The sequence below is a fragment of the Methanoculleus sp. UBA430 genome, assembly GCF_002506585.1.
Lineage (GTDB): Archaea > Halobacteriota > Methanomicrobia > Methanomicrobiales > Methanoculleaceae > Methanoculleus.
In genome coordinates, this window is the sequence record NZ_DAXW01000009.1 from 507131 (window position 1) to 520079 (window position 12949).

General features: G+C 58.3%; 12 protein-coding genes. 3 read left to right on the forward strand and 9 right to left on the reverse strand.

The features are described 5' to 3' along the window. Window positions 1-539: 539 nt before the first annotated feature. From BRA49_RS08570 to BRA49_RS08580, 3 genes are read right to left on the reverse strand one after another with little or no spacing between them, the layout of a single operon-like run. Window positions 540-1304, reverse strand: coding sequence for a DUF364 domain-containing protein (locus BRA49_RS08570; protein ID WP_292385185.1), 765 nt, complete (start codon window positions 1302-1304; stop codon window positions 540-542). Window positions 1305-1307: 3 nt separating this feature from the next. Continuing rightward, on the reverse strand, window positions 1308-2342 hold the full coding sequence (locus BRA49_RS08575; RefSeq protein ID WP_292385187.1) for an ATP-binding cassette domain-containing protein: 1035 nt from the start codon (window positions 2340-2342) through the stop codon (window positions 1308-1310). Next, window positions 2339-3031, reverse strand: coding sequence for a GTP-binding protein (locus BRA49_RS08580; protein WP_292385189.1), 693 nt, complete (start codon window positions 3029-3031; stop codon window positions 2339-2341). Before BRA49_RS08580 ends, BRA49_RS08575 begins: the two co-directional genes overlap by 4 nt. Window positions 3032-3285: 254 nt before the next feature. Between BRA49_RS08580 and BRA49_RS08585 the strand changes: the two genes are divergently transcribed. Continuing rightward, entirely contained in the window at window positions 3286-3477 is a 192-nt protein-coding gene (locus BRA49_RS08585; RefSeq protein WP_292385190.1) for a type II toxin-antitoxin system HicB family antitoxin, read from the forward strand. Between the two features lie 68 nt (window positions 3478-3545). Here BRA49_RS08585 and BRA49_RS08590 read toward each other — a convergent pair whose 3' ends face one another. From BRA49_RS08590 to tnpA, 6 genes are all read right to left on the reverse strand, one after another. Continuing rightward, entirely contained in the window at window positions 3546-5615 is a 2070-nt protein-coding gene (locus tag BRA49_RS08590) for a PKD domain-containing protein (protein ID WP_292385192.1), read from the reverse strand. A gap of 399 nt (window positions 5616-6014) precedes the next feature. Continuing rightward, window positions 6015-6632, reverse strand: a complete 618-nt coding sequence (hxlB, locus tag BRA49_RS08595) for a 6-phospho-3-hexuloisomerase (protein WP_292385260.1) — start codon at window positions 6630-6632, stop codon at window positions 6015-6017. Window positions 6633-6765: 133 nt separating this feature from the next. Beyond that, window positions 6766-7638 (reverse strand): methanogenesis marker 12 protein, encoded by an 873-nt coding sequence (locus tag BRA49_RS08600; RefSeq protein WP_292385193.1) that lies wholly within the window; start codon window positions 7636-7638, stop codon window positions 6766-6768. 67 nt (window positions 7639-7705) lie between these two features. Then, complete coding sequence (locus tag BRA49_RS08605) at window positions 7706-8578, reverse strand: DUF368 domain-containing protein (RefSeq protein ID WP_292385195.1); 873 nt, start codon at window positions 8576-8578, stop codon at window positions 7706-7708. 117 nt (window positions 8579-8695) lie between these two features. Then, the gene (locus BRA49_RS08610; RefSeq protein ID WP_292385197.1) at window positions 8696-9916 is read right to left on the reverse strand and encodes an RNA-guided endonuclease InsQ/TnpB family protein; all 1221 of its coding nucleotides are present in this window, start codon (window positions 9914-9916) and stop codon (window positions 8696-8698) included. Then, complete coding sequence (tnpA, locus tag BRA49_RS08615; RefSeq protein ID WP_292385198.1) at window positions 9917-10324, reverse strand: IS200/IS605 family transposase; 408 nt, start codon at window positions 10322-10324, stop codon at window positions 9917-9919. Window positions 10325-10714: 390 nt separating this feature from the next. Here tnpA and BRA49_RS08620 point away from each other — a divergent pair, with 390 nt between their 5' ends. Both BRA49_RS08620 and BRA49_RS08625 read left to right on the forward strand, forming a co-directional pair. Continuing rightward, on the forward strand, window positions 10715-11647 hold the full coding sequence (locus BRA49_RS08620) for an NAD-dependent epimerase/dehydratase family protein (protein WP_292385200.1): 933 nt from the start codon (window positions 10715-10717) through the stop codon (window positions 11645-11647). Window positions 11648-11721: 74 nt separating this feature from the next. After that, the gene (locus BRA49_RS08625; RefSeq protein ID WP_292385201.1) at window positions 11722-12876 is read left to right on the forward strand and encodes a cofactor-independent phosphoglycerate mutase; all 1155 of its coding nucleotides are present in this window, start codon (window positions 11722-11724) and stop codon (window positions 12874-12876) included. The last annotated feature ends 73 nt before the right edge of the window (window positions 12877-12949 follow it).

The following is a 12949-nucleotide window of genomic DNA, read 5'->3' on the forward strand; positions in this document are numbered from 1 at the left end:
GCGCATCGGCGGGACACCTCATACACGCAGACTTAAGGTATGGAGATTCGCGGAAATACCGCGTGAACAGTCCTGAGCGGTCGAGACGGGGGAGAACCGGTCTCCGGCAACCGCTCTTCATTTTCGAACCCTCCGGCTTGCCCATCCGGGGAGGAAGTTTCCGGTCGACCTCGTGACGGGCTTCTGCAGGCCTAACCTCCAGGTACGGTACTACGTTAACTTCCTCCTCTCAGTCTTTCATCTGTAGCCCTGCCGGCCGGAGTCTGGAGCAGGACAGTTTGGGCAAGCGGTTCCAGGATTGGAATCGTCGGATGCTGATTCAGCGCCGCGGCAGCATAAACGCAACGTCCTTTTGGAAGTCGTCCTGAATAGGGGCCGCAACCTTCGATACGCGCTTGCCGGTTGCCGGACACGGAGGGTTGCAACCCCAGAGGAGCTCAAGTCTTCTCAAAAAGAGGCGAGCGGGATCTCAACAAAAACCGTTCGCGTGGCGATTGTGAAAGAACGGCACGTTCATGAACGATACGCCGCAGTCTCCCTTAAACCTCAGGGCGAAGATACTGCACCTTCATTCCCGCTCCGAAGATCCTCTGGCTCTCCGCCCCTGCGACGATCCGTCTGGCAAGCGCAACATCGGTCACGACGAAACCGGATAGATCGGTCACGCCGTAATCGAAGAAGACCGAAGAAAGAGGAGTTCCCGGACCGACGATCGTCACCCCTTCTGCATTCTCCGAGAGTTCGAGAAGCCGCGGCATGCTCTTGTCGCCGATGGCGGCACAGGTCAGGAACGCATAATCGCATTCCGGCAGCAGATATTCGCAGGCGGAGTACGGATAATCCCCGTCTTCCGGGTCCCATTCAATGATACTCAGGTCACAGACCGGGGCAATCAGTTTCTCGAGGAACGGAAAATGGCCGACGACACAGACCTTCTTCCCCTTCACAAGGTTCTGGGACTTGATGAACGGGTCTTTCAGCCGCTCCTCAACCCGCTTCTTTTCCGGAATCTCTATCCCTGCACACCTCGCAACATCCGGGTGATTGTACCACGCGTCGATCGCCGAGTGGCCGATGGATGCCTCCAGCAGGTTCCAGGACTTCACGCACCCGGCCACCTCTTTTAACGACTTTCCAATCCTGTTCTCGGTCATCATCGGGGCACGCTGGACATAACCCCGGTATGCTGCAAGACCGATGTTGCCGTTTGCCCCGACATACGTCATCTCCCCCCCGACGACGATGTCGTCGACGACGATATCGTCCGGGATCTGCTCGATCAATGCGTCGTATAACTCCCACATACGTCATATCTCCTGGAATTCCGGAATACTCTCTTTTGCAACAATTCCTCCTCCCCGGAGCTGATTGCGGATATCGAGGAGGACGGAATCGATCGCCTCGATCTTATGAAGCGTCTCTTCTTCTTCTGCGGTCGTTTCGATCACTTTTGTAATCCCGCCGTTTCTGATGACGATCCGCTTGTCGGCACGGAGGGCGAGGAGCGGGTCGTGCGTCGACATGAGGACGATCTTCTCGTTGCCGACGAGGAGCTTGACCGCTTCCCGCCGGTCGATTCCTGCATTCTCCAGCTCGTCGATGAGGATGATCGGGGATGAACCCAGAAGAGCGGTATCGGCAATCATCAGCGACCGCGACTGCCCGCCGGAGAGCTGGGTGACCTTCGTATCGAGCGTGAACTTCTCACCGGCGAGGGAGTTGGCAACCGCAAAACACTTCTCCACGACCGCGGCGGACCCGGCGATCATCCGGCTTTTTGCGTGCATCTCCAGAAATTCCTGCACGGTCAGGTCCATGACGAAGTTCATGTTCTGCGAGAGCTGGGCTACCAGTTTTCCTCCGGCGACAAATCTCTTGTCGGCATCGGGAACCGAACCGTTGATGAGGATCTGCCGTGCGGTCGGCGTATCGCGCTGGGCGAGGCACTCGATGTCCTCAAGCAGCCTGCTCTTCCCCGAGCCGGTAGGACCGACGATGCTCACGACCTCGCCGGGTGTTATCGTCAGCTCGACCATCTCGGGTCTTCCCGTCTTATTCCGTCCGCCGAGAATCGTGATGGAGGAGATTGCCTCATCGGGTCTCTTAACCCGGGAAAATGCCTCAATAAATGCACAGAAGTGGAATATGACCTCCTCGCGATCGAGCCCGAACTCTTCAAGCATATCCTCATCGACATCCTCCAGGATCTCAGGAAGCGTCTTGGTTTCATCGACTCCGCTCAGCCGTATGTTGGCGAGGTAATCGGCCGCAAGGGGGTAGCGGCGGAGGATATCACCGATTGGAACGGCGGAGACCTCGGCAACATAGTCAAGGGCGCTCATACGTCGTCAAACTCCATTCTTTTGACCATCCCCATCTGGTACATCTCTCCGATAAGGGTCTCGCCGGTGCAGTACGAACAGATGGCGGCAGGCATGGTGAACCTGAGTTTGCGGTCGCGAAGCGTCCGGATATCAAGGGCATCCTGCCAGTAGCGGGCAAGCAGAAACGCTCCCTGGCCGGTGATCCCGTTGACGAAGAGAACGGTCGCCGATGCATTGACCTCACGGATATTGAAGGCAAAGACCTCGCGTTCTGCCTGGGAGACGATATCTCCCTTGGTGACGACGACGATATCGGCATACTTCAGCATCGGGCCGATCTTTCTCGGCGTGTTGACGCCGGAGAGATTGTCGATGACACATACCGACAGGATGGCGTTCACGTACGGCGAACACCGGTTGCAGAGGCCTGCACTCTCCGTAATAAGAACCGACAGCCCTTTCTTCATACCCCATTCTACCGCCCCTTCGACATTGCTGACGAAAAAGTGATCCGGACAGATCTTTCCGGCAAAAGCGGTCTGATTGGGTATCTGCTGTTCGTCATAGCGCTGGTGATCGAAGGAGGTGAGCGAGTCGAACTTCACGACCCCCACGCTCCCTTCGGGTAGCCCGAGGGCTGCAATGGTTTTGAGAATTACAGAGGTTTTTCCCGAAGACGGAGGGCCTGCAACGGTAATCAGCTTCATAGCAACCGGTGTTTTGCTATGGGGTGCGGCGGGGTATAATATTTTCTGAAAACAATTCCATTAAGTTAAATATATTTGGTTGAAATTATGATTGTTTAGATATTGTTTCCGGTTTCGACTGCATTAACGCCCCGATGAAATGATACGCCGCAGGCACAGCCGGTGGAACACTGTTCATCCCGATCGCTGCTCGTCGAACTGCTCAAACAACCACCAAAAAAACGTGTATAATCTGCGCGATCGACGATACAATCATGAAATATGCGGCAGTGCTCGAACCACAAGAAGAGGGGGGGTTCACCGTTCGGTGCATTGAGATCCCGGGAGCGACCGGCCAGGGTGAAGCGCTTGCCAACACCAAAGAAGCAATAGAACTCGTTCTTGATGTGCAGCGGGAAGAACCGCACAGGAAGACAGATTGGCATCCTCAAACAAGCCGGGATTGATAGTGAAGAGAGTGCGCCCGGCCCCGGTTCACTCTTCAAGGTTACGCTCTCCGGATAAAAAGAGAAGATCAGATCCTTCTCAGCACCAGCAGGAGCCCGATCGCAAGGAACGGGAGCCAGACAGCCGGGGGCGACTGCTGCACCGCGGCAGAGGCGCTCGCGTTCCCGGCCGGGGCCGCAGCAGCCGCGGAACCCGCGGTGCCGATCGTGATATCGACAACCGCCCACGCATCGTCCGGATTCACACCCCCTCCTTTGACCTCCATCCTCCCCGAGCTAAAGGTGAAGAAGTCCCCGTAGCAGAAGAGCACCCTGTCTCCGTCCGCGACCGGCCGCCGGTTGAAGGCGTCGGTCGAAGGCCTGCCGTAGTCGTCGAGCAGCTCGCCGTTATGAAAGCAGACCCAGGTCTTCCCGGCCGATTTCTCGAGCAGGAACTCGTTCACCCCGTCGAGGAAGAGAAGCTTGCTCTCCAGGTACTTCTTGTCCCCGATCACGTAGGTGAACCCCCGCATCTTCGCCGCGGCGTCCAGCACACCCATCAGGGTGCACTTATCCGGGGTGTAGGTCTTCCCGGACGGCGCCGTGACCGAGAACATCCCCCTTTCGAGGGGCACATTCCCGCGGAAGATGATCGCCTTCCCGTTCTCGGTTGCCGCGATGAACTGGGGTTTTGTCACGTTGCCGGTGCCGAGATCGTTCGTTGCCGTGAGCGCGACCGTATAGACCCCGGGCGACGCATAGACGTGGGCCGGGTTCTGCTCGTTCGACGTGTTGCCATCCCCGAAATCCCAGGCCCACGCCGTCGGCGACTTCAGCGACGTATCGGTGAACGCAACCGCAAACGGCGCCTCACCGGACATCGCATCGACCGCAAACGACACGATCGGCGGCGCGGGCACCGGCACCTCCGCGGTGACGTCGCGGGTGGCGGTCGTCGACCCCTTCGAGTTCTCCACCGCGAGTTTCACCGTGTAGGTCCCCGGAACCTCGTAGATGTGGACCGGGTCCGGTTCGGTCGAGACCGTCCCGTCGCCGAACTCCCACACCCACGCCGTCGGCTTTCCCGAGGAGGCGTCGGTAAACCCGGCGGCAAACGGCGCCTCACCGGACGTCGCGTTTACGGTAAAATCAGCGGCCGGGATCACCGCTTCTCGGACGGTGATGTAACCGGTCTTCGTCTCGCTCGCGGACCCGGCGATATTTTTGACCGCAAGCCTGACCGTGTAGGTGCCGGGCTTTGTGTAGACGTGCTCCGGATTTTTCTCGGTCGAGGTAACTCCGTCGCCGAAGTCCCAGGCCCAGACGCCCGGGTGGGCGGTGGAGGTATCGTTGAACTTGACGGCGAGCGGTATCCGGTCGGCCGTCGCGTTCGCCTCAAAGCCGGCGACGGGAGCCGGAGGCGGCTGGTTCGTGTAGATGCCTATCTCGCTGACCCACTTCCCCGAAGCCCCGACCGCCGACGGGTACTGCGCCCCGTAGTTCCAGTACTCCTCGGCCCAGCACTCCTTCATGTCGGTGTTCCCGAAGACGTGCCAGCCCCAGGAGTTCGTGGAGTTGTCGGCAAAGAAGATCATGCGCATACCCGACGTATAACAGGTATCCGGGTACCCGACCCCCTGCCTGTCGCCGGGCGCCTCGTCCCCGTTGAACCAGGTGATCACCATAGGGCCCTGTCGCGGGTCGGGATGGTAGTAGTACTCGTAGGGGAAGGTCTTCCTCCACCCGTCCCGGCACTTAACCGCAATCATGTCCCCGGGCTTCGCTCCCCCGATAAGGCCGCAGAGGTCGGTGACCGCAGTCCCCATCACGGCTCCGAGATCCCCTTTCTGAAGGATGCTTCCCAGCACGTCCTCGGCCGAATCCCAGGGGTCATACTCCCCGTCAGGATGGGCATTGTTCCAGTGCTCCTCGAGCACCGGCCCCTGGTGGTAGTAGTGAGTCCGCCCGTCGCCGTAGACGGGGAGATTCTCCTGCATCCAGAGATAGTCGACGGTCGTCTCGTCGAGGACGGTCCGGTTGTCGCTCGCGTACCTCACGATACGCAGCTCGGTGGTCCCCGCCTCCGCCGTCACCGATACCGGCAGCAGCGCGACCGCCAGTATCAGGATTACCAGGAACAGATTCGCCGTTCGTGTCATGAAATCATCCCAGGCTCCCTTCGGGCGCCTGGAGGGCGCTCGCCGGCCCGTAAATCATTCCAGTTTACTTTTTATCAAAATAAATAACTTTCCATTTACCTCCGGAGTAGATCAACCATCGGAGAAGTCGATCCGAACGATCGAATGCCGGTTCTGCGGCGGCCGGGGATCGCGCCTGCTGAAGAATACCGCCGGAGGACAGGGCCGTGCGGCGCCGCGAGCGCATACGCCTCTGCACCCGTTTCCGGACGCAACCTGCCCCCATGCGCGTGGAAACGCCGGTGCGGTCATGCTCGCCCGGAAACCTCGTGAACATCGGAGGCAAAGAAAGCAGGCCCTTATAAGAGAGATGGTCCTCCCGGCGGAGGAGACCATGATGCCGGGAGCCCCGGCCCCCGCCTACTGGACGTTCGCAAGACGGCTCTTGAGTTCATCGAGCGTGCAGTGCCGCACCTCCATCAGGGCGGAGACAATTGCGTCCGAAAAGACCAGTGCTGCGGTCTCAAAGAGGGTCCCCAGCGGGGCGAAGGATCCTGAGACCGATCGATACTGCCCGGTAAGCTGGCGGATCTCAAAGTCGTGCGGGATATCCGCATCCTTGAGGAGATCGTTCCCGATCTCAACGATGCAGTCGGCCATGCGGCCGATGTGCGAGTCCGGCGTCGACGTGACGAGACAGATCTTCCCCCCGATCTCCCGGGCGGTCTCGCATGCATCCACGACGGACCGGGTCTCACCCGAGCCTGAGAAGGCTATAAGAACGTCTCCGCGCCCGAACGCAGGCGTGATCGTCTCGCCGATGACGTAACTCTCAAACCCAAGGTGCATGAGGCGCTGGGCGAACGCCCGCGCGACGAGGCCGGAACGCCCGGCTCCGGCAAGGTAGATCCGTTTGGCGTAGAGAATCTCATCGAGAAGCTGACCTGCACTCTCCTGATCTATGGAACGTGCCGTCTCTTCGAGACGTGACGTCATCAGGAGCATGAGAGCTGCGATGTTGGGGCAGTCCGGTTGCATACCTGTCACTAATCCTCCCTCGTTGAATCCACTGTACTACCCGGCACCACATAAAAGGATACGAAACAGGAGGCCTCTCCGCCCGGATTTTCTCGGGGGACGAACCGGCCGCACCGGGAGAATGTAAAGACGGCTACCGCTCCACCGCGAGCCCGAGGACCCCGGTCGCTCCCGAGAAGACATCGCGGGCAATCCCGGCAAGCCCCCGGGCCGCACACCACTCGTCGTAGACGGCGACCTCCCGGGAGAGGAGAGCCCCGACCCCCGGCGCGATGGCGGGCGCCATGGAGCCGGCGAGGGCGACCTTTGCGCCGGGGTTGATGAGCAGCATCGCGGCACATTCCATCGCAGCAAACATGGCCATCGTCTCTACCCGAAGTTCAGGAGGCATCGTATGGTTCACGCCCGCACGAAGGAAGGAGTCGTTTGCGGAGGACTCGCCCCGGTCGATACGGCGAATGGCATCCACGTCGAGAGCGCCGTGCCGGGTGCCCGGCGCAAAGATGCAGGCATCGAACGCACCGGTGATCCGGCCGCCGGTCGAAAGAAGGGTGACGGTGTTCGAACTCGCGTCGCAGACCACGATATCCCCCCCCAGGTCGCGCGAGACCTCATACAGGATCCCGATCTTCTCGGGGCTCGCCTGGTGGGAGTAGGCCTTGAACCGCGAGTCGGTCGGCGATCCGCGGTGCAGCCCGGGGATCACCACGGCCGGAAGACCGCTTGCTCTGATCTCGTCGTAGACCCGGGTGCCGCCGCCGATGTGCTTGCCGGCGCCCTCCCGGGAGACGACCCCCCGGTTCTGGACCTTTCTGATATCGGTGATGGCCGAGATTCCGTCGCCCATCGAGTAGCAGACGGCAATACCCTCGATCTCGTCGAGAGGAGAGAGGCGGCCGAGGTCGCCGGCCGAGAACTGCCTGGCCTCTTCACGGGATATCTTGAACTCCTCGTTTCCGGTGGAGAAGCGCATCGCGGTAGTGCCGTGGTCGATGCCGATAAACATGATAGGTACCTCGTTGCCCTCCGGGTGGAAGTAAGGTTTCGGATCGCCCCAAAAAAAGAGGCAAAAATCAGGCACCGGTGCCCTGGTAGCGTCTCTTGAGATACTCCACCGCGCCGACGACGACGAGACCGGCTATGAAGAAGATCCAGCCGCCGGTCACCATATCCCCGGCCGCGGACCCCGTCTCCCAGAGCATCCGCGATGAGCCGAGCATCAGCCCGGTGAGCAGGGCAAGCATTGCCCCGTGGTAGGTCTCGAGAAGATACTTGAGGGCCTTTGTAAAGAGGAGGAGTCCTGTAACCCCACCGGCGATGTAGGCGACGATCTCGGGGAGGGAGAGGGCCCGGAGCGCCGCAAGCATGAACTCGTACTGGTTAAGGACCAGAGTTATGTAGGCCCCCGAGATCCCGGGGAGGATCATGGCACAGAGCGCCGCCATCCCGGTGAGGAAGAGGACCGGCAGGGAGTGACCGACATTAAAGTGCCCGAGACCCCCGAGGAGGTACCCGCCGCCGATCCCGACGGCGAGATAGGCGAGGGTGGCCGCATTCGGAGAGCGGATCTCAAGGAAGATAACGACCGCAGAGGCGATGATCAGACCGAGGAAGAAGGAGTAGGTCTCGACCGCGTGGTCGGTAAGGAGCAAGAGGATCACCCCGGACATCACGAGGAAGGCGGTGCCGATCCCGGCAAGGAGGACGATGAGGAAGGGGAGATCTATTTTTTCAAGGTCTGCCCTGAGAGAGCCGAAGTCGCCCTTGAGGAGATGTTTCACCGAGGCCGGGTCAACGCTGCCGATGGCTCCGACCAGCCGCTCGTAGATCCCGGTGATGAGAGCGATCGTCCCCCCCGAGACGCCGGGAATGATGTCGCAGGCCCCCATAGCGAGACCGCGCAGGTAGATCCCGGCGTGTTCCCGCAGGTCCGGACGCGGACTCATGACCCAACTCTCCGGGTTCGCATGCGGGCTTCTTCATCGCTGTGGTTGATGGACGCCTGTATGCTGAAAGCGGCCGGAGGCCGATCAGCACCATCACGGATGCATACCGTTCTCAATTCAACTGCTCCTTATCACTTCAGTATAGTGAACTACCCCGCGCCTCTCGGGCGGGGCTTCCTGCTTCATCAATAATACTTGCATCACATTTCTGTGATGTAGCGGTATTACCTCTACAGGCTCAAAGGGCTGTTCCATCCCCACGCGGTGAATGTTCACCGCAGCATTATAATCTCGATCTGCAATAAATCCACAGTATGGACATTCGTGGATTCGATCAGAAAGTGTCTTTTTCACGATACTTCCACAGTTTGAACACATTTGAGAAGTATTCCGGGGATCGACTTTAATGATATTCGTACCAGCACTTTCAGCCTTGTACATAAGATAAGAATAGAATCGACCCCATGAAGCATCATGAATACTCCGATGCAACCCTGTGGAATTACCTTTCTCTTTAAGTCGTTTGATATCTAAATCTTCAATACATACGGTCGCATACGTATCAACGTAGTATCGAGACAATTTGTGAAGAAAATCTTTCTTTTGATTCGTAACATGCTCATACACCTTCGATAACTTACATTCCGCTTTCTTCCAGTTTTGCGAAAACTTCTGTTTCCGAGACACACTCCGATGTAATTTACGAATTTTCTTCAACGAATGTTCATAGAATCGAGGATTCTCAATTACAACACCATCGCTATCGATAGCGAATGAAGTTAATCCAACATCAATTCCAACCGAACGCCCATCGCGTTTCGATGTCAAAACCTTTTGTTCAGTTTGAATAACTACGTACCATTTATCACGAGATCGTGTGATCAAAACTCCTTTTACGGTTCCCGAATATGGTCGATACATATCGAATGGAATCGTACCGATCTTCGAGAATGTAACCGTACCGTGTTCTCTATCGATCTTGAATCCTGATTGGTTGTAGTTAATCGTCCGATATCGAAACGTACTCTTGAACCGAAGTTTACCGATCTTTCGTCCGCGTTTCTTCATTTGAGAAAGAGCACGGATGTTACTCCAAAGTGTATAATTTACCATTTGAAGTGTTTTCGAATACACTTCATTCAGACGTGGATTCTCTTTCTTCAATGTAACAATCCGGGCTTGTAAATTTTGCATTGTTGGAGATATTCCATTTCCCCGTGATGTATTACACTCTTCAAGAAGTTTGTTGTAAAGCCACCTACAAGTATCAAGAGCGTTGTTGAGTCGTAATTCTACGACATCATTTGGATATGCCCGATACTTGTAGGAGGCGATCATTTATTTCTCCGTTTGGGATTCCACATACTCTTTTAAGACATCAAGACTAACTTGTCCCGATGTTGCAAGGAAATACGATGAAGACCAGAATGAATCTCCCCATAGTAGATTCTTTGTTTCCGGGAACTCTTGTCGTAATCTCCGTGAAGATACTCCTTTTATGACATTGACCGCATTAACGAGATTGGTTTTTGGAGTTGCTTTGAAGAGAAGATGATAATGATCTTCTGCGGGTTCTTGTGCAACCACATCAATACCCAATTCGGTTGACAAATCCCATACAATCTCTTTTAGACGTTCTCGAATATCATCGGAATACAACGCTTTCCGGCGATACTTCACTACTATCACCAAGTGATAATAGAGTGCGAAGACCGAATGCGCAGATTTATCAAGTTTATACTTCATATTGGGTATATAATATTATTACACCCAAAAAGTAGATATACTTATCGTAATGACGAAGGGGCTCCGCTTTCATCCCCGGCCTAAAGACCGGGGACTTCTCGCTTCGCCCCTTCAACCCCACAAGTTAAAAGCATTCGTAAAAAACATGCCCCTACGCGGACTGTCCGGTCGTAGAATGGCCCCTGCACGAGTATTGATCTTTCCTATACTCCAGGGAGTCCCGGTTCTTTTTATCCTGCACGTATTCACCGTCCCGGTTGCCCGTCCATCCTGCTCCATCTCGCGGCAGCCGACCCCTGGCTCGTCCTCACCGTTCCGACCGTACGACCGATCGCCGATGGGCAAGACCGTCCATCCAGTAACCCTATAGCGTGGGAGGGAGATTACACTATGATGTTCTGTATCGTAACGGGCGGTGCCGGCTTCATCGGTTCGCACGTCGTCGATGCCCTGGTCGCGGCGGGAGACGACGTGCTGGTCATCGATGACTGCAGCGCGGGCACCGAGAGGAATCTCGCACGGCATGCGGCGGGCGGGCAGGTCACGTTCGTCAGGCAGAACCTGCTCGACGACGGCTGGCAGGAGCACTTCGCGGGGGCCGACCGGGTCTATCACATCGCCGCAGACCCCGATGTCCGGCAGAGCGCCGTGACCCCGGACTCCCAGATCAGAAACAATATCATGGCCACGCACCGAGTGCTCGAGGCGATGCGGGCGTACGGCGTGCCGGAACTGGTCTTCACCTCGACCTCGACCATCTACGGCGATGCCGCCGTCATCCCGACGCCGGAGACCTATACCCCGCTTGAGCCGATATCCGTCTATGGTGCGACGAAACTCGCCTGTGAGGCGCTGATATCGTCGTACTGCCACTCGTTTGGCATGACGGCATGGGTCTACCGATTTGCAAACATCATCGGCGAGAGGAGCGGCCACGGCGTCATCTCCGACTTCATCCGGAAGCTCCGCGAGAACCCGCGGGAACTCGAGATCCTCGGCGACGGCAGGCAGACGAAGTCCTACCTGGAGGTCGGAGGGTGCGTCCGGGCCGTGCAGTTCGGGATCGAACACTCGCACGACACGGTGAACACCTTCAACATCGGTTCCGAGGACTGGATCGACGTTGTCAGGATCGCCGATATCGTCACGGAAGAGATGGGGCTTTCCGGCGTCCGCTACCGGTTCACCGGCGGCGCACGCGGCTGGGTCGGGGATGTGCCCAGAATGCAGCTCTCGGTCGAGAGACTCAAGAGTCTCGGCTGGCGGTGTCCTACCACGTCGGAAGAGAGCGTGCGCACGGCGGTCCGCGCCATGCTCGGATAACGGGGACGCGGCACCCCCTCCAATAGCGACCGGGTCAGGGTTTCAGGCACTATCTGGATTGCACAAGGGTTTACATGAAATACATCATTGTTCTCGGAGACGGCATGGCGGACGAGCCGCTTGCCGAACTGGGGGGCAGGACACCCCTCGAATATGCAGAAAAACCGAATATGGACAGGATCGCCCGGGAGGGCCGGTGCGGGATGCTCAGGACCGTCCCGGAGGGATTTGAGCCGGGGAGTGATATCGCGAACCTCTCCATCCTGGGCTACGACCCCCACACCGCCTATACCGGGAGAGGGCCGCTCGAGGCGGCAAGCATGGGCATCACCCTCCGCGACGGCGAGATGGCCTACCGGTGCAACCTGGTCACGATCCGGGACGGGGTCATGGAGGACTTCAACGCCGGGCACATCTCCAGCGCCGAAGGCGCCGAACTCCTCCGCGATCTGGACGCCGCGCTCGGGGACGTCCGGGTCTATCCCGGGGTCAGTTACCGGAACCTGATGGTCGTGGCCGGGGCAGACGGTGCCCTGACCACCCCTCCCCACGATATCGTCGGTCAACCGGTCACCGGCTACCTCCCGCGCGGAGACGATGCCGGCATCCTCCTCGACTGCATGGAACGGTCCCGGGAAGTCTTTGCCGACCACCCGGTCAACCGGCGCCGCCTGCAGGAGGGAAAGGCCCCGGCCACCGACGTCTGGCCGTGGAGCGGCGGGAGAAGGCCGTTCCTTGCGCCCTTCCGCGAGAAGTACGGCCTTGCCGGCGCCGTGATCTCCGCAGTCGATCTCCTGAGCGGCATCGCCCGCCTCGCCGGGATGGAGGTGATCCGCGTCCCGGGCGCAACCGGGTTCCTCGACACCGACTACGAGGCGAAGGCCCGGTACGCGGTCGATGCCCTTGACCGCCTCGACTTCGTCTACATGCACGTCGAGGCCCCTGACGAAGCCGGACACATGGGAAGCGTGGAGGAGAAGGTGCGGGCGATCGAGCGGCTCGACGAGGCGGTCGGGATTATCCTGGACCGGCCGGAGACGATTGTTGCGGTCCTCCCCGATCACCCGACACCGATACGGATTAAGACTCACACCGCGGACCCAATACCGTTTGCGGTACTCGGGAAGGGGAAGGATGGTGTTGTCGCGTTCTCCGAGCGCGAGGCGGCGAAGGGATCGTTGGGGCTCATGCAGGCGCCGGACCTCCTCACCCTGCTCTTTTCACGGTAAATCGGGCCGGGAACGGGGCGGCATTCTCCGGCACCACCTTTTTGTAGTCCCTGTACACATCACGTACTCAGGT

What these genes read in the sequence shown, in the direction of transcription:
- BRA49_RS08570 (WP_292385185.1), bottom strand. Translation starts at nt 1,304, where the DNA reads ATGTGGGAGTTATACGACGCATTGATCGAGCAGATCCCGGACGATATC.
- BRA49_RS08600 (WP_292385193.1), bottom strand. Translation starts at nt 7,638, where the DNA reads ATGTTTATCGGCATCGACCACGGCACTACCGCGATGCGCTTCTCCACC.
- BRA49_RS08610 (WP_292385197.1), bottom strand. Translation starts at nt 9,916, where the DNA reads ATGATCGCCTCCTACAAGTATCGGGCATATCCAAATGATGTCGTAGAA.
- tnpA (WP_292385198.1), bottom strand. Translation starts at nt 10,324, where the DNA reads ATGAAGTATAAACTTGATAAATCTGCGCATTCGGTCTTCGCACTCTAT.
- BRA49_RS08625 (WP_292385201.1), top strand. Translation starts at nt 11,722, where the DNA reads ATGAAATACATCATTGTTCTCGGAGACGGCATGGCGGACGAGCCGCTT.
- BRA49_RS08575 (WP_292385187.1), bottom strand. Translation starts at nt 2,342, where the DNA reads ATGAGCGCCCTTGACTATGTTGCCGAGGTCTCCGCCGTTCCAATCGGT.
- BRA49_RS08590 (WP_292385192.1), bottom strand. Translation starts at nt 5,615, where the DNA reads ATGACACGAACGGCGAATCTGTTCCTGGTAATCCTGATACTGGCGGTC.
- hxlB (WP_292385260.1), bottom strand. Translation starts at nt 6,632, where the DNA reads ATGCAACCGGACTGCCCCAACATCGCAGCTCTCATGCTCCTGATGACG.
- BRA49_RS08585 (WP_292385190.1), top strand. Translation starts at nt 3,286, where the DNA reads ATGAAATATGCGGCAGTGCTCGAACCACAAGAAGAGGGGGGGTTCACC.
- BRA49_RS08580 (WP_292385189.1), bottom strand. Translation starts at nt 3,031, where the DNA reads ATGAAGCTGATTACCGTTGCAGGCCCTCCGTCTTCGGGAAAAACCTCT.
- BRA49_RS08605 (WP_292385195.1), bottom strand. Translation starts at nt 8,578, where the DNA reads ATGAGTCCGCGTCCGGACCTGCGGGAACACGCCGGGATCTACCTGCGC.
- BRA49_RS08620 (WP_292385200.1), top strand. Translation starts at nt 10,715, where the DNA reads ATGATGTTCTGTATCGTAACGGGCGGTGCCGGCTTCATCGGTTCGCAC.